Origin of the sequence: Pareuzebyella sediminis, assembly GCF_008367235.1 — a bacterium.
Lineage (GTDB): Bacteria > Bacteroidota > Bacteroidia > Flavobacteriales > Flavobacteriaceae > Pareuzebyella > Pareuzebyella sediminis.
The window spans coordinates 632,879-654,881 of record NZ_VTZS01000002.1; the positions used below are offsets into that span (position 1 = coordinate 632,879).

At 41.6% G+C, this 22,003-nt stretch carries 18 protein-coding genes; 11 read left to right on the forward strand and 7 right to left on the reverse strand.

The window, feature by feature from the left end; genetic code table 11:
* Positions 1-273: 273 nt before the first annotated feature.
* Together F2B13_RS09290 and F2B13_RS09295 are read right to left on the reverse strand one after the other, a co-directional pair.
* Entirely contained in the window at positions 274-1,059 is a 786-nt protein-coding gene (locus tag F2B13_RS09290) for an SDR family oxidoreductase (protein WP_149304056.1), read from the reverse strand.
* Between the two features lie 55 nt (positions 1,060-1,114).
* Positions 1,115-1,432, reverse strand: coding sequence for a cupin domain-containing protein (locus F2B13_RS09295; protein ID WP_149274811.1), 318 nt, complete (start codon positions 1,430-1,432; stop codon positions 1,115-1,117).
* A gap of 248 nt (positions 1,433-1,680) precedes the next feature.
* Here F2B13_RS09295 and F2B13_RS09300 point away from each other — a divergent pair, with 248 nt between their 5' ends.
* From F2B13_RS09300 to F2B13_RS09330, 7 genes are all read left to right on the forward strand, one after another.
* Positions 1,681-3,039, forward strand: a complete 1,359-nt coding sequence (locus F2B13_RS09300; RefSeq protein WP_149274812.1) for a UDP-N-acetylmuramate--L-alanine ligase — start codon at positions 1,681-1,683, stop codon at positions 3,037-3,039.
* Between the two features lie 285 nt (positions 3,040-3,324).
* Positions 3,325-4,023, forward strand: a complete 699-nt coding sequence (radC, locus tag F2B13_RS09305; RefSeq protein WP_149304057.1) for a RadC family protein — start codon at positions 3,325-3,327, stop codon at positions 4,021-4,023.
* Between the two features lie 118 nt (positions 4,024-4,141).
* Positions 4,142-5,437 carry a polysaccharide deacetylase family protein gene (locus F2B13_RS09310; protein WP_149274814.1) on the forward strand — a complete coding sequence of 432 codons (1,296 nt, stop codon included), beginning with the start codon at positions 4,142-4,144 and terminating at the stop codon, positions 5,435-5,437.
* Positions 5,430-6,119, forward strand: coding sequence for a YjjG family noncanonical pyrimidine nucleotidase (locus tag F2B13_RS09315; RefSeq protein ID WP_149274815.1), 690 nt, complete (start codon positions 5,430-5,432; stop codon positions 6,117-6,119). Before F2B13_RS09310 ends, F2B13_RS09315 begins: the two co-directional genes overlap by 8 nt.
* 101 nt (positions 6,120-6,220) lie before the next feature.
* Positions 6,221-6,724: a hypothetical protein gene (locus tag F2B13_RS09320; protein ID WP_232622933.1), complete on the forward strand. Its 504-nt coding sequence runs from the start codon at positions 6,221-6,223 to the stop codon at positions 6,722-6,724.
* Positions 6,721-8,151 carry a DUF5723 family protein gene (locus F2B13_RS09325; RefSeq protein ID WP_149274817.1) on the forward strand — a complete coding sequence of 477 codons (1,431 nt, stop codon included), beginning with the start codon at positions 6,721-6,723 and terminating at the stop codon, positions 8,149-8,151. Before F2B13_RS09320 ends, F2B13_RS09325 begins: the two co-directional genes overlap by 4 nt.
* An 84-nt stretch (positions 8,152-8,235) precedes the next feature.
* Positions 8,236-9,186: a hypothetical protein gene (locus F2B13_RS09330; RefSeq protein WP_149274818.1), complete on the forward strand. Its 951-nt coding sequence runs from the start codon at positions 8,236-8,238 to the stop codon at positions 9,184-9,186.
* 57 nt (positions 9,187-9,243) lie between these two features.
* Here the strand turns inward: F2B13_RS09330 and F2B13_RS09335 are convergent, their stop codons facing one another.
* Positions 9,244-10,518: a replication-associated recombination protein A gene (locus tag F2B13_RS09335; RefSeq protein ID WP_149274819.1), complete on the reverse strand. Its 1,275-nt coding sequence runs from the start codon at positions 10,516-10,518 to the stop codon at positions 9,244-9,246.
* 132 nt (positions 10,519-10,650) lie between these two features.
* On the opposite strand from F2B13_RS09335, the gene F2B13_RS09340 reads away from it, so the two are divergent.
* The gene (locus tag F2B13_RS09340) at positions 10,651-11,397 is read left to right on the forward strand and encodes a rhomboid family intramembrane serine protease (RefSeq protein ID WP_149274820.1); all 747 of its coding nucleotides are present in this window, start codon (positions 10,651-10,653) and stop codon (positions 11,395-11,397) included.
* A gap of 55 nt (positions 11,398-11,452) precedes the next feature.
* On the opposite strand, the gene rlmB is transcribed toward F2B13_RS09340, so the two are convergent.
* The 4 genes from rlmB to F2B13_RS09360 form a co-directional block, all read right to left on the reverse strand.
* Positions 11,453-12,199 carry a 23S rRNA (guanosine(2251)-2'-O)-methyltransferase RlmB gene (rlmB, locus tag F2B13_RS09345; protein ID WP_149274821.1) on the reverse strand — a complete coding sequence of 249 codons (747 nt, stop codon included), beginning with the start codon at positions 12,197-12,199 and terminating at the stop codon, positions 11,453-11,455.
* A 108-nt stretch (positions 12,200-12,307) separates the two neighbouring features.
* Positions 12,308-13,318: a DUF3179 domain-containing (seleno)protein gene (locus tag F2B13_RS09350; protein WP_149274822.1), complete on the reverse strand. Its 1,011-nt coding sequence runs from the start codon at positions 13,316-13,318 to the stop codon at positions 12,308-12,310.
* Between the two features lie 121 nt (positions 13,319-13,439).
* Complete coding sequence (locus F2B13_RS09355; protein WP_149274823.1) at positions 13,440-14,864, reverse strand: SusD/RagB family nutrient-binding outer membrane lipoprotein; 1,425 nt, start codon at positions 14,862-14,864, stop codon at positions 13,440-13,442.
* Positions 14,865-14,874: 10 nt separating this feature from the next.
* Positions 14,875-18,126 (reverse strand): SusC/RagA family TonB-linked outer membrane protein, encoded by a 3,252-nt coding sequence (locus F2B13_RS09360; protein ID WP_149274824.1) that lies wholly within the window; start codon positions 18,124-18,126, stop codon positions 14,875-14,877.
* A gap of 815 nt (positions 18,127-18,941) precedes the next feature.
* Between F2B13_RS09360 and rpsL the strand changes: the two genes are divergently transcribed.
* From rpsL to fusA, 3 genes are all read left to right on the forward strand, one after another.
* A complete protein-coding gene (rpsL, locus tag F2B13_RS09365; protein WP_010519393.1) occupies positions 18,942-19,316 on the forward strand; it encodes a 30S ribosomal protein S12 in 375 nt (124 codons plus the stop codon).
* 67 nt (positions 19,317-19,383) lie between these two features.
* The gene (gene rpsG, locus F2B13_RS09370) at positions 19,384-19,860 is read left to right on the forward strand and encodes a 30S ribosomal protein S7 (protein ID WP_149274825.1); all 477 of its coding nucleotides are present in this window, start codon (positions 19,384-19,386) and stop codon (positions 19,858-19,860) included.
* 6 nt (positions 19,861-19,866) lie between these two features.
* Positions 19,867-21,993 (forward strand): elongation factor G, encoded by a 2,127-nt coding sequence (fusA, locus tag F2B13_RS09375; RefSeq protein WP_149274826.1) that lies wholly within the window; start codon positions 19,867-19,869, stop codon positions 21,991-21,993.
* Positions 21,994-22,003: the final 10 nt, after the last annotated feature.

Sequence of the window (22,003 nt, forward strand, 5' to 3'; positions counted from 1 at the left end):
AGAGGGAACTGTGCTTTTGGATGAGTAAACATAACACATAATCAAGGGTAAATAAACCAGTATCCTTGCTTATTCTTTTGAATCAAAATTTGAATCAATAGAAGCTATCGGGAATTAAAGTAGATTTTATTTTGGCTCCTAATTTCATTCAAAAACCGATAGTATGGAAAGTGGGCCAACCTCGCTTAAATTGACTTTAGTTTTGCTTTTTTTTCTGGTCGCTTTATTGATGATAGCGTCCTATACCGCTTAGATATTTTATAGTCCTGCCCTTTACAGGCTTTTCAAAAGGCCCCCGTCAATGGGAATTTGTGTACCTGTGATATAGGCCGCTTTTTCAGAGGCTAAAAATGCGGTCAAATACCCGTATTCCTCCGGTTTACCGATTCTTTTCACCGGCACTTTAGACTCCATATCGGAACGTACATCTTCTTGGGGAATGCCCAGTTGTTCCGCTTTTTTAGCATTTAATTGAGCTATACGATCGGTATCGAAATAACCGGTCAAAATGCTGTTGACCGTTATTCCTGAGGGGCCTACATCGGTAGCCAGCGATTTGGCCCAAGTAACAACGGCTGCCCTCAAGGTATTCGATAGCGCCAAGTAAGACAATGGCTCTTTTACGGAGACGGATGCCACATTAATAATACGTCCCCATTTATTTTTTATCATTTGATCTAAAGCCAGTTCGGTAGTGCGTACGGTTGTCTTAAAAAGTAGATCAAAAGCTTCTTGGTAATCGACCAACCCTTTTTCAAGTGTATTGCCTGCCGAGGGCCCTTGGGTATTATTCACTAGAATATCGACGGAATTATGCGTGAAATATTCTGTGATACTATCCTGATATGCCCTGAAATCTGAAAAATCGACCACCAAGTATTGGTGTTTTTGGCCCTGATCGGTAGGTAAATAGGAGACAATTTTTTGTAACTTACTGGCACTGTGTGATGTTAGTGTTACGCTGGCACCACTTTCAGCCAACTGTATCGCTACCGCTTTGCCGATACCACCACTACTGCCGCCGACCAATGCTTTTTTCCCTTTTAGGCTTATATTCATTTTTAAGTAAAAAAGATTTAAGTCCTTACAGAAAGGACACTGATTTAATATTCTATTATTTGTAGGCTTCCCTGACTGGACTAAATACGTCCATTAGTTTACAGGCGGTCAAAGCCTTGCCGCTATGTACGGCATGCGGGGGAATAACTACAAGGTCGTTCGCGACATGAATATTTGTATTTCCATTCACGGTAAATTCGAACCTGCCTTTTAATACATGCATTATCTGTTCGTTCATATGGGAATGTTCAGGAACTACGGCTCCTTCTTCGACTTCCCAAAAAGCTATCGACATATGTTCCGCATGAACGAGCTTAGCGTGGTAGCCCGGCATTATTTCTTTTGATGGAATGGAATCAAGGTTAAAATTCATGAAAGCATTTAAAACACTAAGATAGAGATATGATCTCTAAATAAAAAGGTAGAAATAAGCAATGCTTCGAAAACTATCGTCCTTAGTTGGTGAGGGAAGTCTGAATGGATCTATCGATTTTATCAAATCTATAATTCGGATTCCGAGACCGTACACTGATCATGAAAAATGGCATCGTCAGGCTACTTGACTTCATGATTTGAAAAGCTTTCGTAGCAATGTATATCTTTGCTGAAAATACGAACCTGATGCAAATTCATTTTATAGCCATTGGCGGTAGTGCGATGCACAATTTAGCCTTGGCCTTGCAATACAAGGGATATACTATCACTGGAAGTGATGATGTGATCTTTGAGCCTTCACGATCTAGATTGAAGGCTAAAAATCTGTTACCACAGGCTTTCGGATGGTTTCCCGATAAAATTCACACCGGTCTCGATGCCGTGATATTGGGTATGCATGCCAAGCCCGATAACCCCGAGTTATTAAGGGCTCAACACTTAGGGGTGCCCATTTTTTCCTATCCGGAATTCCTTTACGAGCAATCGAAGAATAAAACACGTGTAGTTATTGGCGGTAGCCATGGAAAAACTACGATTACCTCTATGATCTTACATGTATTGAAGTATCATGAGCGTGAGGTCGATTATATGGTAGGGGCACAGCTTGAAGGTTTTGAGAGAATGGTGCATTTGACCGACGACAACGACTTTATTGTACTGGAGGGCGATGAATACTTGTCCTCCGCCATCGATAGAAGGCCCAAGTTTCATCTCTACAGGCCTAATATTGCATTGCTTAGTGGGATTGCATGGGACCATATCAATGTATTCCCAACGTTCGATAATTATTTGGAACAGTTCCGAATTTTTGTAGATGGCATCGTAAAAGGAGGTAGTATCACCTACAATGCCGAAGACCCTAATGTCAAGAAAGTAGTCGAGGCATCTGAGAATCCCATTAGAAAATTGCCCTATGTCACTCCCGAATATGAGATAGTCGATGGCCAAACACTTTTGAAAACCCCGGAAGGCCCAATGCCGATAGAGGTATTCGGGCAACATAATCTAAGCAATCTCGCCGGTGCCAAATGGATTTGTCAGAATATGGGGATCGATGAAGATGATTTTTATGAAGCTATAGCCACATTCAAAGGAGCCTCTAAACGGTTGGAAAAAGTAATCGAAACCAGAGCATCAGTGGCCTATAAAGACTTCGCCCATGCCCCAAGCAAGGTGGCCGCTACCACAAAAGCAGTGAAAGAACAGTATCCGGACAGAAAATTGATTGCATGCCTCGAATTGCATACCTATAGTAGTTTCAACCCTGAATTCCTTAGAGAATACAAGGGAGCGCTTGAGGCTGCGGACGAAGCTGTGGTTTTTTATCTCCCCGAATCGGTGGCTATCAAAAAATTGTCACCGGTCACTGCCGACCAAATCTCAAAAGCTTTTGGCCGTAACGACCTTCAGATTTTTACCGAGGCAAAAACCTTCCATGATTTTATTTTTAACAAAGATTACGATAAATCGGTTTTATTGCTCATGAGTTCGGGTGACTATGGAGGATTGGATTTTGAAAAAATGAAGTTGGAATTGTTCGCTTAGAATCAAAGCACGATCCAAAGGTCCGAGCTTTCAGATTTTAGTGCAATATTTCGATGGAGTGAGTCAATATCTGATTTTTAAAGAAAAATCCGGGTAAGAGCCAATCGCTATACCAATGGCCGGGACCTTCATGGTCATCTGAATGGCAACCCATAGTCGGACGACGTGCGAAAGTAGATGACGAAGTCTAGCTTCCCCTGAAAGGGTATTCCTCTAAAATATCGCTGCCTACAAAATACAGCTCGCCTCCCTTTACCCCCTAAATTTCTTTAGTATCTTTAACATATGTACGAAAAATCAACTTCCTTTTCTATTAAGAATTGGGCCGATGATGATAAGCCCAGGGAAAAATTGGCCCAAAAAGGAAGGTCTGCCCTTAGCGATGCCGAACTCATTGCTATTCTTATAGGGTCTGGAAGCAAGGAAGAAAGCGCAGTAGAATTAGCTAAGCGTATATTGGCATCTGTAGATAATAACCTTAACAGTTTGGGCAGGTTAACGATAAAACAATTAATGCAGTTTAAAGGTATCGGCGAGGCCAAGGCCATTACGATTGCGGCTGCCTTGGAAATGGGACGGAGGCGAAGAGGTGAAGATGTACAGAAAACAACCAAAATAAGCTGTAGCAAAGATGTTTTTGACCTATTGCACCCCAGTATTGGTGAATTAACTCATGAAGAATTCTGGATTATTTATCTAAATAATGCTAACAAGGTCTTGAACAGTGTGCAATTGAGCAAAGGCGGTTTGAGGGGCACCCTTGTCGATGTTCGAATCGTGATGCGTAAGGCACTCGAATTGGGTGCTGTGGGTTTGGTGCTGGCGCACAACCACCCTTCCGGCACATTAAAGCCAAGCCAAGCAGATAAAGAGGTGACCCGAAAGTTGAAAGAGGCAGGCCTGTCTTTAGATATAAAAGTTTTAGACCATTTGATCATAACCCAAAAGGAATATTTTAGTTTTGCCGATAAGGGAATTCTTTGAACCGATTTGAATTTTACAAATGTGTTTAAGATTCGCAAGTCAACGTATGCCTGCCCGATAGGCTTCAACAAAAGCTCGGGTATTGATAACTGTATGTTTTTATTCAACTTTGTTTTCTATGCTACTTATATATACCCATAAAATAACACCGCGTTTTACGTTTACAATGAAGCAAATGTTCACGCGGATTTTGGGTATCGATGTCAGGTTCTGCACCGAAGTGGAAGACTTTATTAAACATTCAGGACCAAAAATAACCTATACCAAACAACCCTTGCAAAATGAGTTTTTTGTAAGAAGCAACGATTTGCTGTTTGAACAGGGAGTTAATGATCTTGAAATTACACCTGCGGACTGGGAAGGTGTTCCCTGTTTTTTTAAGGCCGGGGAGCGTAGTAATTTGCCTTTCGATATTTTTTCGGCCAGCTTTTTTCTTTTGAGTCGTTATGAAGAGTATTTGCCACATGTAAAGGATGAGCATGGAAGGTTTCCTCCCAAAGACAGTTTGGCGTATCGCCATAAATTTCTCAAGCTGCCCGTAGTTGATATTTGGGCCTATAAGCTACTGGACAAACTGAAAGACCGTTTTCCAGATCTCGAAGCCAAATCGAAGAACTATCGCTATACTTCCGTGATAGATGTTACGACCTCGCATAGTTTTGCCCACCGGGGACTGTTCAGGAGCGTGGCAGGGCTTTTCTATGATTTGGCAACCTTAAAATTCAGAAGAGTGGTGCAACGGGTACAGGTTTGGTTCGATTCTAGAAAAGATCCCTACGATAATTTTTCGCACCTTATCGACCTTCATAAAAGATATAAGGTGAATAGCATGTTTTTCTTCCAATTCGCCTCTTATTCTACGTACGATAAGAATGTCTCGACCAATAATAACAAATTCAGATTTCTTATCAAGTCCATTGCCGATTATAGTAAGGTAGCCCTAGCGGCTTCCTACAGTTCTTTTAATGATTTGGAGCTTCTCAAAAAGGAAAAGAAAAAGTTGACGGGTGTAATCAATAGGTCGATCGATTCGGCCCGCATGAGGTACAATCGGGTCGATATTCCGCATACGTATAGAAATCTTATGGATGCCGAGTTTTCATATGATTATAGTATGGGATACACCCATGAAATCGGATTTAGGGCGGGTACATGCACTCCTTTTTATTTCTATGATATTCCCCTTGAAATACAGCAACCAATCCAAATTTCCCCATTTGCCATTCATGATTACGCTTTTCTAAACCATAAAAGTAAAGCTGAAATTGTTCAGATTATCGATGTGTTGTACCAACGAATTAAAGACGTGGAAGGGCAATTTATCACCGTATTTTCGAACGAACTTTTGGGCGGTTCACATAAGGTAGACTGGCAAGATTTGTACACCACGGTTTTAAAGAATTATAATGTTTAAGAATATCGTAAGGGACGTATTTTTTGATTTAGATCATACGCTTTGGGATTTCGAGCGAAATTCGGCGTTGACGTTTGAAAAAATTTTATCGGAGAATGACATAGCTGTCGATCTTCCTGATTTTTTGGAGGTCTACGTCCCCGCCAATCTAGACTTTTGGAAGCGTTACCGCGAGGGAAAGATCACCAAAGAGAAGCTACGCTATCAGCGATTAAAGACTGTTTTCGATGAGTTGGGTTATCCGGTCTCCGATACGGTCATTTTTAAACTTTCCGAAGAATATATCGCCCATCTATCCTCTTACACCCATTTGTTTCCCAATACGGTGGCCATATTGAATTATTTACGACCAAAATACAGGCTTCATATCATCACCAACGGATTCGAAGAAGTACAAAATAGGAAGCTGAAGAACTCGAAGATTCATTCGTATTTCCATCAAATCATCAATTCTGAAATGGCAGGGGTGAAGAAACCAGACCCCAAGATCTTCGAACTGGCGCTCCATATGGCCAAAACCAAACCCGAGCTTTCCCTTATGATAGGCGACAGCCTGGAAGCCGACATTTTGGGTGCCAAAGCAGTTGGTTTTCATACGTTGCATTTCAACGCCCATAATGACCCGCACCACGAATTTTGCCAAATGATTCATGATTTGAACGAAATAAAAACCTATTTATAGAGTTATATAGGTGTTAGCTGTTCCACCATAATTTTAAGGGGAATAAAGGTTTGGGAATGAAAGGAAGGTTTAAATTTCTTATGGGTTTCACTTTGTCTTTCATGATGATTTTATCATGCATAGAAGATCAAGATTTTGGGCAGTATGATGAAATTTCAGTGACGCCTACCGTAGAAGGTAGTATGCTTTACATTGAGGCCCCGGAATATTTGATCAATCAGAGTGATCCTTCGGATGTTATTTCAAGGAATTTTAATTTTGAGGCATTCAGCAACGATCTCTTTGCAGAGCGCGTGATAGATGGTACCATTACTTATATTATAGAAAATACGACCAGTAAGGAATTAAGGGTGATAGCAGAGCTTTTAGATGACAATGGTAATGTTCTTGATACTGAAATATTGCCTGTAGACCCGGCTCCAATGACTGAATATCAAAGAGATATATTTTACGGTAGTTCTGGGAAAAGTATCGATATCATTAAAAACACTTCGAGCATAAGGGTTACGGCTACTAATCTTGGCGACACAACAAGTACCTCCGATCTACCCGAACCAAAGGTTGTTTTAAAATCAAGCGGTAAATTCAGAGTCCGTTTAAAATGAGAATACCCATCATTCTTTTTGCGGTCCTTTTATGGGCAGGTCTCCACGTGCAAGCACAAAATAAGCAATTGCTGTACGATTTTGTGGAAATCCCGCAATCGGGTATGGTCAACCCTGGAGTAGAGACCGATTTTCAATGGTATACAGGCATTCCCATACTTTCTGGTATTTCATTTCAAGCAGCTTCTAGCGGAATTTCTGTCCATGATATTTTTGCTGATGACGGTCGTGATATCAACGATAAGATACGCGAGAAGGCCATTTATGGGATGACGCCTCTAGATGAATTGAGCGGCACCTATCAAATTGAACTCTTGAATATAGGTTTCAGGGGAAAGGATCCGGATTATTTTTACTCGCTCGGAATCTACAATGAAGGAGATGCGATTGGCTATTGGTTTCATGACTATGCAGTGCTGGGCTTTGAAGGTAATGCCGATAAGTTGAACCAAAGATTTCAATTGGATCACTTAAAGACGAGAGGTGAAATGGTCAATGTGTTTCATTTTGGGGTCAATAGACGCCTGAATAATTCTTTAACCGTTGGGGGAAGGGCGAAATTATATTCGAGCATATTTGATTTCAACTCCACAAAAAACAAAGGGTATTTTGTGACAAGGCCAGGGGAAAATAATGTTTACGCAAGCACCTTAGTGGCCGATATGCAGTTGAGAACCTCAGGGTTGGACGAGTTGAACGACGCTATCGATGATGGAACACTAGCGGGTACGATACTAAGAAGGGCATTCTTTGGCGGAAATTTGGGCCTTGGTTTTGATGTAGGCTTTACCTACCATTTAAACGAGCAGACCGTGGTAACCGGAAGTGTGTTAGACCTTGGATTTATTTACCATACGGGCGATGTACATAATTTTACACTGAACGGGGAAGCGACCGTTGAAGGTATAGAGGTTATTTTGCCTGGTGCAGCAAATGATCCAAATACAGATTTTTGGCAAGATTTGGTTGACGATGTAGAAGGATTTTTTCCATTTGAAAGAAATAGGTCCAGTTATATTTCCTTTCGACCTACCAAAGTATACGGATCCTTGAGATACGATTTCGGTGAGCCTTTAAGAAGTAGGGCCAATTGCGACTGTGGCCTCGGCACGACCAGAAACTCGATACGGGCAAAATACACAAATAGTATGGGGGGGCAATTGTATATGATTAACCGCCCCAGGGGTCCTCAAGCTGCCTTAACTGCATTTTATCAGAGAAGGTTTGGGAATTTTATGGCATTGAAATCTACGTATACCGTCGATAAATTTTCATTTACCAATATCGGTCTCGGTCTGAACTTGCAGACGGGCCCTATAAATTTATATGTAATGGCCGACAATCTATTGGGCTACAGCAATCTGGCAGATAGCCATTACACCTCTTTTCAGTTAGGATTAAATATCATATCTTGGGGCAAGAAGTGATGCGCACCCACCTTTGCTACTTTATTTTGGGGTTTGGCACGCTTTTTTCATCTTATATTCCATAAGATTTAAAATTTTAAAATTGTGAAGCATTTTTTTATCGTCCTGATAGTATTGATAGGTTTTAAGGGTATTGCCCAAGATCAATTGAATGATTATAAATATATCATCGTTCCAAAGAAGTTTGAAGAGTTCAAAAGGGTCAATCAATACCAAACCAGCACTTTGGTAAAACATCTTTTCACCAAGTCTGGGTTTACTGCTGTTTATAATGATGAACTTCCATCCGATCTGAACAATAACAGGTGTTTGGGCCTCATGGCCCATTTAGTTGACGATTCGTCACTGTTTACCACCAAAACTACATTGGTTTTGAAAGACTGCACAGGAAAGGAAGTATATGCAACAATGCAGGGAAAGAGTAAGGAGAAAGACTACAAGAATGCCTATAATGAGGCGTTGAGGGATGCTTTTAGCTCGCTAGAGACGGTCAATTATGCGTACAACGGAAAGGCCGGGGATAGCCGGCCGGTTTCGGTCAGCTTTGAAAATGATGTCAAAGACGCGGGCACTACGAATACGGAAGGTGCAGATCTGAAACCTTCAAAAAATCAGAATGCAATGGTAACGCAGCAGGCGACTCCTGAAAATCAAAGTTATGTTGACAAAAGACCAAAGCCGTCCGATTTTAAAAAGGCGGAACCTGGGCAGGTCGTAATAGCGCAACCGGCCATTCAACAAAGTCAGGACAAAACAACGTTGCCGGAATCTAAGGTGGTGGGGCGTCCGATACAAAGATCGAGGTTCAAGAGTGACATGGGTACCTTATATGCTCAAGAACTCGACAATGGGTATCAGTTGGTCGATAGTACTCCGAAAATTCGACTGAAAATATTCAAGAGTTCCAAACCTAATTTTTTTATGGCTGAAGGGGAGGGTCGAAAGGGCGTGCTCTATCAAAAAGACGACAAATGGCTTTTTGAATATTATTCCGGAGATGAACTTATTACCGAAGAGTTGAACATAAAATTTTAGAGTCGATTATAAGACTAAAATTAAATAAGTGAGGCCTGCGGTTGTCTCATCAGGCCGTTATTCATATTTCTTTTTCCATCTATTTTTTAGAAAATCACGTATTGCATTTTCCCTAGGATTATTGCCAGGGTCGTAAAATTTGGTTCCAGAAAGGCTTGCTGGTAAAAATTCCATGGGTGCGAAATTAGTATCAAAGTCATGGGCATACTTGTATTGCTCCCCATAGCCTAAATCTTTCATAAGCTTTGTTGGGGCGTTCCTCAAGGGAAGAGGAACGGCGAGATCTCCTGTTTCCCGAACTTTCTGTTGCGCCTTTTTAATGGCCACGTAGCTTGCATTGCTTTTTGGGGAAGTGGCCAGATATACTGCGCATTGGCTAAGAATGATACTCGCCTCTGGATAACCAATGGTGGTAACGGATTGAAATGTTGAATTGGCGATAACCAAAGCAGTTGGATTGGCAAGGCCAATATCTTCGGATGCCGAAATCAAAAGTCTTCTCGCAATAAATTTAACGTCTTCGCCACCCTCTATCATTCTAGCCAACCAATATACCGCTCCGTTCGGGTCGCTTCCCCTTATAGATTTGATAAAAGCCGAAATGATATCATAGTGTTGTTCTCCGGTTTTATCATAAAGTACCGTGTTTTTCTGCACTTTGGCCAGTACTAATTCATCGGTAATAGTTATGGTATCGCCTTCTTCCGAGTTGACTACAAGTTCAAAAATATTCAATAGTTTTCGCCCATCTCCACCTGAAAGACGCATAAGCGCTTCTGTTTCCTTAAGAGTTATTTCTTTTGATTTTAGAATGGTATCCTGCGCAATAGCCCTTTTTAAGAGGTTTTCAAGATCCTTTTTACCGAAAGAATCAAGTACATATACCTGGCATCGAGATAGCAATGCCGGTATTACCTCAAAACTCGGATTTTCCGTAGTCGCTCCGATAAGGGTAACCCACCCCTTTTCGACCGCTGCCAAAAGAGAATCTTGTTGTGATTTGCTAAAGCGATGTATTTCATCGATGAATAAAATCGGGTTTTTGGAAGTGAACAAACCCCCACTTTGTTTGGCTTTATCAATTACCTCACGAATGTCTTTCACCCCACTATTTATGGCGCTCAAAGTGTAAAAAGGCCTTCCACTTTCATTGGCAATAATATGGGCAAGGGTGGTTTTGCCAGTTCCAGGAGGTCCCCAGAAAATTAAGGAGGGTATAATTCCTTTTTTGATCTGGTGCGTAAGGGAACCATTCTCTCCTACCAAATGATTCTGACTGATGTAGTCTTCTAAGGTTTTGGGTCGTATGCGTTCTGCTAAAGGCTCGTTCATTTCGCAAAAATAGGACAAACAGATCAGATCAAGGCCACTCGAAATACTAACGTCTATCTTTTCACTGAGAAAAGACGTATGACTTTTTTTCAGTCAAGCTGCTATTGGCCAGCTTATTGATATGCTTTAGGCATGTCGGAAAACCAATATTTTAAGTTTACGAATGCGGTCGTGATTGCGCCCTTACTGTCGGTCTTGCTGGTTTGGACCGTCTTTTTGATGGAACTACGCTTTAGGATCAATCTAAACGAATACGGTATTTATCCCATGAGGCTCTCAGGCTTACGAGGTATTTTTTTGAGTCCTTTTATTCATGGTTCTGTAGAGCATCTATATAATAATACAATCCCACTGGCCGTGCTGATGGCCGCCCTTTTTTATTTTTATAGATCTATCGCCCTACGGGTACTTTGCATAGGGATATTGGTTTCAGGTTTTTTCACTTGGATGATAGGAAGACCATCTTATCATATCGGTGCCAGTGGCGTGATTTATTTTTTGGCGAGCTTTATGTTTTTTAAGGGAATTTTCACTAAGCATTATCGGCTGGTCGCGCTTTCATTGATTGTTGTATTTATATATGGAAGCATGTTATGGTATATTTTCCCCATTGAAGACGGTATTTCATGGGAAGGGCATCTAGGCGGATTTTTAACTGGTTTGGGAGTAGCGTTTACCATAAAATCGAAAATTCCGCCTCGACCAAAGTTTGATTGGGAACGGGAAGACTATGACGAGGATGCCGATGCATTTTTAAGACAGTTTGATGCACACGGAAATTTTATAGAACCTCCCCCTGAAGAAACCGAAGAGACCTCCATTAAGATTCACTATCACATTAAAAAGACTCCAGGGAAGCCCGAGCAAAACGATGTTTAGAACGATTGGTAAATCGGTCCGAAGCTTTTTTGACCGACAATCGACCTTGTCTCCTTTATATTTTGCCGATCCTTCGTTGTCGTACGGCCTCGTAAAGGAATACCCCGCAGGCAACGGACACGTTCAACGATTCTATTTCTCCTAAAAGGGGTATTTTGGCAAGCTGGTCCGCGGCTTTGAGTATTGAGGGCGAAATGCCCCTATCCTCTGAGCCCATGACGATGGCGCAAGCTCCAGTAAGTGAAACACTATAGATATCCGTATCCGTTTTTTCGCTAGCCGCCACCACCGAGAAACCACTTGCTTGAAGGTAATACACGGCATCCTTAATGTGGTCTACTTTGGCAATAGGCACTTTGAAAGCTGCTCCGGCCGAAGTTTTAATGGCATCGGAAGTCAAGGGTGCAGACCCTTTCTTTTGTACAATCACCCCATCTACACCAGTGCATTCGGCCGTTCTGATAATTGCTCCAAAATTACGCACATCTGAAAGTTGGTCCAGTAGTAGTAATAAGGGCGCCTCTTTCGATTGTAGTATACTTTCAACAAGTACTTCAAAATCATGAAATTGTACCGGAGAAATAGTAGCGACCACTCCCTGGTGATTGTTGGGGGTCAATCGATTCAACTTCTCGATGGGCACATAGGTGGTATTGATACCCTGTTTCCTTAACAAGCGCTCGAGCTCTTGTGACAATTCGCCTTTAAGTCCCCTTTGAAGAAATACTTTATCGATAGGTTCATTGGCATTTATAGCTTCTATTACAGCCCTAGTGCCATATATTTGTGTCGTTTTTTGCATGAAGTTAAAAGTAGTAAAATGACTTCGGGGGACGTCAAAAATTCCAGAAAAATTTATATAAAGGAGGAGGTCAGCTACTGGCTTTCAATATGTATTAAAAAGAATGCGCTATTCCTCAAAAACGAAATGGTCAAAGAAGTCTTGCCAAGCAAACCAAGCGGCCGTATATGCCCGGGGCGATTGCAATTGTAAGTCTTTGTCGGGGCCTTGTAAGACAAGACCCATGGCATTGTAAACATTGCCTTGATCGTCTATAAATTGATACGGATTTGAAGGATCTACCATATATTTGGTATTGTTATACATAAGATAAGACGATATAAAATTAAGTTTTTTATTGCCGATCACAAGTACACGCTTTCCTGATATAAGCGTAGTTTTTAGTACCAAGCCCTCACCGTCAAAAAGGTCGTAACTAAAAATGTGAACGGTAACATTGTTGATGCCTGAAAGTATGCCATACCTAAAAAAGTCTCTGTTGGTAGGCTCCGATTCAATTATGGTAGTTTCTATAGAGGTTTCTTCGGTTTCCGGGCGATATACTTTCGCATTTGGAAAAAGCGTTCTTACCGTTTTCCAATCCGTTTCTACGGTATTAAAAGTGTCGTGAAAGACATAGTCATATTTTCCCCTTACACCCCTCATCAGCATTTGTGACCAAATGGTGCCCGATTCGATATCGGTAGGCATTAGATTTTCATTGTATAGATATCCCGAGGCTTTTAAAGTAATTGTTGTACTCTCGACCTTTCGATTCCAGCAAATCGTACTTACTGTTTGAGGGCAATGGGTAATGGCATATTCTTTACCGTTGTACTCATTATTGATTACTTCGTAAAGTGCTAGATAGGCGTTTGGATAGGCACGAAGTTCATTGGGTCCGAAACTTATTAGAGCTGTAGAGTGGTTATCCGGATATTGTACCTTGCTTACAGGAACAAAGGAATTTTCGGTAATTAGAGGGAAAGGGGGAAATGAACCCAAAACTTCCGTTTGGGGAATGGACCACGCAGTTTCGTTTGAAACGGGCAGAGGCTGCGGTTCAGAGCCGTTGTCGCTTTTGCTACAACCTACCACACTAAGGAAAATTAGCGGGAATATGTATACTCTTATAGTCATGTATGTGTTATGGGAAACATTTGTTTAGCCTTACTCAAGAACTAAAGCTTACAAAAAAAAGAGCCCGTTCATCAAATTGAACGGGCTCTTTTTCTAAAAATGTTATGATAGGAATGCAATTCTACTCAACATCCCAAAATACTCGTGACGATTTCAGGTCACCTCCCATTGCTGAAGCGGCAGCTTGATAACTTGCTCCATTTCTAGAAGGTTCGTCCACGGGATATGTATATCTTCTTGGCACATCTTCCATTGAAATAGGTGCGGGATTCATCGCAGGGAAACCATATTTTCTATAGGTAGTCCATGCTTCAAAACCTCTATTGAACAAAGCAATCCACTTTTGGGTGGCAATTGTTTCCTGCCAAGATGAAGAAGCGGTGTTATAGGCAACCTCAGGTTTGGTCAGATATGCTTCAACGCCCTCTACGCCCCAATAGTCGAAAGAAGCTTCTATGGCGGCATTGTAATGTGTCTCGGCCTCGGAAGGAGATCCTGCTAAGCCCAATTCAGCTGCTTCAGCCAATAAAAATTCTACTTCCGCGTAATCCATCAAAACGCCTGGGGTGTCTGGTTGGTGAAAAATATCACCTAAATGGGTGTGATCGCCATATGGTGCATTTTGTCCGTATTCACCACCAACGTAATCACCTTCGAGGTTATCGTCATAATACACAGCTCTTCTAGGATCTTCTAAGTCATTCAAGATGTCTACATGTGTGTTGGCGGGAATGAAATCCTGACGACCGCTGAGTACCAAATCTACATACACGGGGTTAGTGTTCGGTGCTCCTTCTAGATAAGCAAAAGTCGCATTATCCTCATTAGACTCAAAAACCCCATCGGCTATGGCTTGCGTGGCCATGGTCGCAGCTTTCCCAGCGTCTACCGATGCAATTCTTACAGCCATTCGTAATTTTAAGGAGTTGGCAAATTTGCTCCATTTGGCCATATCACCGCCATAAATTAAATCGGCGGCACCGAAAGCTTCTTCGCTAGCAGAAATCGAGGCAATAGCCTCATCCAATCGTGTGATTATTGAATTATAAATCGCAGCATCGTCATCATAGGCGGGTAACACATTATCAATATCGAGTGCTTGTGTATATGGCACATCACCAAAAACATCGACTAAAACATGATAGGTGAAAACTTCCATTATGCTTAATACGGCCAATTGGTTATTTCGAACCGCAGTAGTTAAGGTAGGGTCGTCAGACGCCTCAATAATCGTACGAGCCTCGTCTAAATCTTTTAGTACATCTCTATAAGAGAAATCCCAATGGGTTCCGGGTTGATCACGGGTTACAAGATCATAATTAGTCTCATCCGTATAGGTGGTCTCCGTCCAATTCTGTGCGAACAATCGAAAGATATTTCGGTTAACGTTCGTACTTGTCATTAAATCCACAAGGTTTCTTGTGCCATTTGAAAACAAAGTTTCCGGCGGGACCTCTATTGCGGACTTGGAATCCACATTTAAATCCCCAAAATCAGAGCACGAGATAAATGCTATCGTAGTTAAAATTAAAAGATATTTTTTCATAGTTTTTTATTTAAAAGTCAAATCTCACGTTAAATCCATATTCTCTAGCGGTAGGATATGGGCTAGATTGATATCCCTGTAAGTTACCTGAACTGAGTCCCGCTTCAGGGTCGGTATATGGCATGTTCTTATCAATGATCCAAAGGTTCCTCCCAACTAGCGAGAATGTCATGTTGTTAATTGGGATATTTTTAAGCATTTTGTTGGGAAGTTTGTAGGAAAAGGTTACTTCCCTAAGCTTCACAAAGCTGGCATCATAAACATGTAGTGCGTTGGGAGCTCTTGTATAACCCAAAGCATGTGCGTAATAGTCCATACGTGTTCGGGTGGTGTTTGGCGAACCATCAGGGTTGACACCTTCCAATAAAATACCACCACCTTCGTCTACAGGATCTCTTTTTGGATTACCCAACTCGTTCAAACCAGCGGTAACATCATATACACCTGTAGCATAGCCGTACCAAGTATCCAGAGAGAAAACATCTCCGCCTTTTTGTACGTCGATCAAGAAGCTCATCGATAGGTTTTTGTATCGCAAGAGGTTGTTCACCCCACCTTTCCAGTCAGGGTTAAAATCACCAATCGGTTGAGGCGTAGCATCTACCACATACCTTCCTGTATCGGCATCGATAACGCGCTCACCGTTCAAATAGGTAAAGTTCGTTCCCCAAATGCTACCATAAGGCTGTCCAACGGTTGCATTAATGGTGACACCACCTTGGTTTGAAGTAAGCTGAACGTTGTCTACACCATCAAATAATCGAATGACCTCACTTTTATTTTTAAACCATGTAGCATTTACCGTCCACTCGAAATCTTCGGTCTTAACTGGAGATACGAAAAGCGCAACTTCAAAACCTTTGTTTTCGATATCTCCTGAATTCACCACTTTATCGCTATATCCAGTCGCTCTACTCACAGCAACCGGGAAAATTTGATCTACGGTATTGGTCTTGTAATATGAAATATCGAAACCGGCCCGTTTATTTGCAAAATTCATTTCAAGCCCTAATTCGTATGATTTACTCAATTCATTAACCAAATTACTATTATTTGCTTGAAGATCGACAGAGAACAAAGGAACTGATCCAAAGTTAGTAGGGCTAAAATATGCGTTGAACACCCGCTGTGGTACGGTGCTGTTCCCAACCTCTGCGTAGTTTGCTCGTAGCTTACCAAAACTCAACCAATCGGCGTTCAACAACTTTGAGAATACGAAAGACGTAGAAACTGCAGGATAAAAGTATCCGTTGTTAGAATCTGGCAACGTAGAAGAAATATCATATCGCGCGGATAAATCAAGATAAAGTACCCCGTCATATCCAAAAGAAGCGTTTCCAAAAAAGCCATATTGTTTCAATTCTCCTAGATATTCTGTTGGTGCCTCCAATAGATTTTGCGAGTTACTCAATGAGTATAATCTTGGAACGACCAATCCTCCACTGGTTGCGGCACGAATCCATTCAATGCGTTGTTGTCTTGCCGTTGCACCAAGTACCCCATCAAGGGAAAGTTTTTCCGATAAGTCGAAGTCATAATTAAGTAATAGATCATAGTTCAATTCTGTATATGAACGATTATACCTTCGATACCTACTTGGGTAACTTAAGTTTTGTGGTGTGGTTCCTGGAACACTTCCGACGGCATGTCGTTCTTCTTGAAGTTCCGCATAAGTATCCAATGATGTTCGGCCGGTAACACTTAACCAATCGGCAATATCATAGGTTAGGTTAATATTTCCGAACAATCGGTTCCGAGTATCCGTTTGAAAGTTTTCATAAAGGACCCAATACGGGTTATCAAAGAAAATGGGCACTTGACCGTCTTCTGTAAGTGGGTCCCCACTGTAATTCCAAGTAATATTTCTTCTGGTATCAAAATAGGCGTCCTTTTGTGCTTGGAAATCAACGTTTCGTTGGTGCCATTGCCTAAAACTCTGCATCAGGTTATTTCCATCATAACCTGTACCATACCGACCCTTTCCATCAGTTTTGGTAAAAGTTGCTTTTACACCGGCCCTCAGTCTGTCCGAAAGCTCTTGCGATCCATTAAAATCTATAGTATGCCTTTGAATTTGACTATTGGGAACGATACCCGTTTGATCTAAATTGGTGTATCCCAATCGAAAAGATCCCGTTTCGCTTCCTGCAGAAAGGGAGACACTATTATTTAAGGTAACTCCAGTGATGAAAACCGATTCTGGCCCGTTTTTACCTGCCAAATAAGGAGTGGCCGTCAGATAGTTTGAAGATTCTGGATAAAAGGCATCCCATTGATAGACCAATAGATTAGGGTCGAAAGCCGCTCCAAAGGAAGCATCTTCGGTAAATACCGTAGTCAAATCATCAATTCCGTCACCATCGACATCCTGCTCAAAAAAATAACCTCCTGGTCCACTGTAGTAAGCTCCATACCCTGCCCCATATTCGTTTTGATATTTAGGAAAAGTATCTGGGTCATATTTGGCCATGGTAACGCCTGAATTCACGGTTACACCAAGTCCCTGACCTTTCTTACCGGTTTTGGTCGTAATGATAATTACACCATTGGCAGCCCTAGAACCATAGAGGTTGGTAGCGGCAGCACCTTTCAAAACGTTGACTGATTCGATATCCTCTGGGTTAACGTCCATGGCGGCATTTCCGTAATCGTAGCCACCTCTACCCGTAGTTTGTCCAGAGGTGTTAGTATTTGAGTTGCCGATAGGGGTACCATCTACCACAAATAAAGGTTGATTATTCCCGGTAATAGATGTATAACCTCTAATTACGATATTCGAAGATCCTCCTAAAGAACTACTTTTCTTGACATCAAGACCGGCAACTTTACCAGAAAGGGAGTTCATGAAGTTGGTCTCTTTGGCAGTATTCACCTGATCTCCACTTACTTCTGTAGTGGCATATCCCAAGGCTTGCTTTTCCCTTTTGATACCAAGTGCGGTAACCACAACTTCCTCCAGGGCTTCTGCATCTTCTACCATTTGTACATTAATGGTGTTGGAAGCTCCCACCAATCGAGATTCTGTTTTAAACCCCAAATAGGAGAAAGAAAGATTCTGACCTTCACTCGCCCCAATGGAATAGTTTCCGTCAAAATCGGTTTGGGTCCCGGTAGTGGTACCCTGTACAACAATATTGACCCCAGGTAGCGGAAGTCCATCCGCATCGGATACTATACCTGTGATCGTTTTGTCTTGTGCAAATGAAATCTGCACGATTAACGCCACGAAAAGCGCTAACAATCCTTTGTGTTTTGCTCTCATTTTATAATTATTTGAATTAGCTAGCGGCAAAAGTCATAAATTAACGTTAATAATCCAATTTTTTTTGACATTAAATTATGCATGCATAGTTTTTTTGCTGTTAGAAATAAGCGATTTCTTTACACATTCTGTTAAAATTCAACAGAAAATAAGCATGATGTTAAGAAAATGCGACAATTCATCTAGTCCAACTATAAAATGGAGGTATTTTTTGTTAATTTTTTTGGAATTCCTTAAATACTAATTTCCATGGTAATCTGCATGTTTTAGAAGGTTTTAAAACAATAAACAAATGATTAATCATTAATAAAATAAAGAATAAGCCTACATTTTAGAAGATGATTGATCGTTTTAAGTGATTTTTGAAACTCTTTAACTTGAAATTTTGTAAGTATATCTCGGTTTTTAAACCTGTATTTTTTAGGTCTTCGGAATAGTCTTGCTTGTATTAAAATCAGTAAAACGAACCTTTTTGTTTTTGACTCTAGCGGCAAGGGCAGGTAAACTAAATCTTCTTTTGAAGTTGTTCTGGTTTTTGGGTTTCTAAGGATGGCGTCTTTTGCTACTATTCATATATATAAGATAGGTTTGGTTGTATTTTAAAATTAACCGACTTTTTGAGGGGGTGTATTTGCCAAAATAGCGATTCCTTTGCAACCTTATGTTATAGTGGTATTGGGTGTATCCGAAGGGCGAGAAAAGGGGTTGTTCAAAAATGTTTTAAAATTAATGCTGTAGGGTTTGAATTTTTACGAAATAGTCTTACATTTGCCAGCCCTTAAACAAGGGGTTATTTTATACATATATAATATAGTATGCCAACAATTTCACAATTAGTACGAAAAGGAAGGTCCACGATTACTAAGAAGAGTAAATCGGCGGCTTTGGATTCGTGCCCTCAGCGAAGAGGGGTTTGTACGCGTGTATATACCACTACACCTAAGAAACCAAACTCTGCCATGCGTAAGGTGGCCAGGGTTAGGTTGACCAACGGTAAGGAGGTAAACGCTTACATTCCCGGAGAAGGGCACAACCTCCAAGAGCACTCGATAGTATTAGTAAGGGGCGGAAGGGTGAAAGATTTGCCAGGTGTTCGGTACCATATTGTAAGGGGAGCTCTCGATACCGCAGGTGTCGCAGGACGTACCCAGCGAAGGTCCAAATACGGGGCAAAACGACCCAAAAAGTAAATGATTAAAAAGGTTGGGTTGGCTGAATTGTTTTTAAAAGCTCGCCTAAAACCTGAAATTTTTAGAAATGAGAAAAAAACAGGCAAAAAAAAGGCCACTTTTACCAGACCCAAGGTTTAATGACCAGTTGGTGACGCGCTTTGTGAATATGATGATGTGGGATGGTAAGAAATCTGTGGCTTTCGGTGTATTCTACGATGCAATGGATATCGTTGAGGAAAAGAAAACGGATGACGAGAAGTCATCACTCGAGCTTTGGAAAGATGCACTTTCCAATATTATGCCCCATGTTGAAGTACGAAGTAGAAGGGTTGGTGGGGCCACCTTTCAAATACCAATGCAGATTCGGCCCGACCGAAAGATTTCTACGGCAATGAAATGGCTTATCAGTTTTGCGCGGAAAAGAAATGAAAAAGGTATGGCGCAAAAATTAGCGGCAGAGGTACTGGCCGCCGCAAAAGAAGAAGGTGCTGCTGTCAAGAAAAGGGTAGACACGCATAAGATGGCCGAAGCGAACAAAGCATTTTCTCACTTTAGATTCTAATCAGAAATGAAAAGAGATTTAAAATATACAAGAAATATTGGTATCGCGGCACATATCGATGCCGGTAAAACAACGACCACCGAGCGTATCTTATTTTATACAGGTGTGAGCCATAAAATAGGGGAAGTTCACGACGGTGCTGCTACTATGGACTGGATGGAGCAGGAGCAAGAGCGTGGAATTACGATTACTTCAGCGGCAACTACGTGCTCATGGACCTTTCCAATGGAAAACGCGCAGCCGACTCCTGATGCAAAAGATTACCATTTTAATATTATTGATACTCCCGGTCACGTTGATTTTACCGTAGAGGTAAATCGCTCGTTGCGGGTGTTAGATGGTCTGGTATTTCTTTTTAGCGCAGTTGATGGTGTAGAGCCACAGTCTGAAACTAACTGGAGGCTGGCCGACAATTATAAGGTGCCAAGAATTGGTTTTGTAAATAAAATGGACCGACAGGGTGCCAACTTTCTTGAGGTTGGTAAGCAGGTCCGGGAGATGTTGAAGTCCAATGCCGTGCCTATTGTCTTACCTATTGGCGACGAAGCGGATTTTAAAGGTATTGTCGATTTGGTGAAGAACCGAGCCATTGTTTGGCATGAGGAAAACTTCGGGGCTACTTTCGATGTGGTCGATATTCCCGAAGAAATGAAAGATGAGGTCAGGGAGCATAGGGCCACGCTGATAGAAGCGGTAGCCGAATACGATGAGCACCTCATGGAAAAGTTTTTTGAAGACGAAGATTCCATTACCGAGGACGAAGTGCATGCAGCATTAAGGGCGGCTGTTATGGATATGAGTATCATACCTATGATTTGTGGTTCTTCCTTTAAAAATAAAGGAGTTCAGTTCTTGCTGGATGCCGTATGTCGATATTTGCCATCGCCTTTAGATAAAGATGCGATTGTAGGTGTCAACCCTGATACTGAAGAACAAGAGAAGAGAAAGCCTGATTTGAAGGAACCGTTTTCTGCATTGGCGTTTAAGATCGCGACGGATCCATTTGTGGGTAGGTTGGCTTTCTTCAGGGCCTATTCAGGAAAATTGGATGCCGGATCTTATGTATTGAACAATCGATCAGGAAATAAGGAGCGCATCTCGAGAATTTATCAAATGCACTCCAATAAGCAGAATGCCGTAGATTCTATTGGAGCTGGTGATATCGGTGCTGCGGTAGGTTTTAAAGATATTAAGACGGGAGATACCTTGTCGGATGAGAAGCATCCGATTATTTTGGAAAGTATGAATTTCCCGGATCCCGTAATCGGTATTGCAGTTGAGCCAAAAACCAAGGCTGATGTCGATAAATTGGGTATGGCACTGAGTAAGCTGGCAGAGGAAGATCCTACGTTCCAAGTGAAAACGGACGAGGCGTCTGGTCAGACCATTATTTCTGGAATGGGCGAGTTACACCTTGACATTATTGTAGATCGTTTACGACGTGAATTCAAGGTGGAAGTGAATCAGGGTCAACCTCAGGTAGAATACAAAGAAGCGCTTACCAAGGCGGCTGATCATAGGGAGGTTTATAAGAAACAATCTGGTGGTCGCGGTAAGTTCGCCGACATCGTTTTCACCATGGAGCCTGCAGAAGAAGGTAAGGTAGGACTTGAGTTTGTCAATATGATTAAAGGGGGTAATATTCCTAGGGAATTTATCCCATCAGTGGAAAAAGGCTTTAAAGAAGCCATGAAAAACGGACCTTTGGCCGGTTTTGAAATGGACAGTATGAAAGTGACGCTGAAAGATGGTTCTTTCCATGCGGTCGATTCGGATTCACTATCATTCGAATTAGCAGCCAAAATGGGATATAAAGATGCGGCGAAAGCAGCACGTGCCGTGCTGATGGAGCCGATTATGAAAATAGAGGTGTTGACCCCAGAAGAGAACATGGGAGATATAGTAGGCGACCTGAACCGTAGAAGAGGTACTATTTCCAATATGAGCGATAGGGCCGGATCTAAAGTTATCAAAGGTGAGGTGCCATTATCGGAAATGTTCGGGTATGTGACATCTTTGAGAACGTTGTCATCAGGTAGGGCAACTTCAACTATGGAGTTCTCTCATTACGCAGAGACCCCATCGAATATCGCAGAGGAAGTAATTAAGGCTGCAAAAGGAGTAACCGCTTAATTTTTTTAGA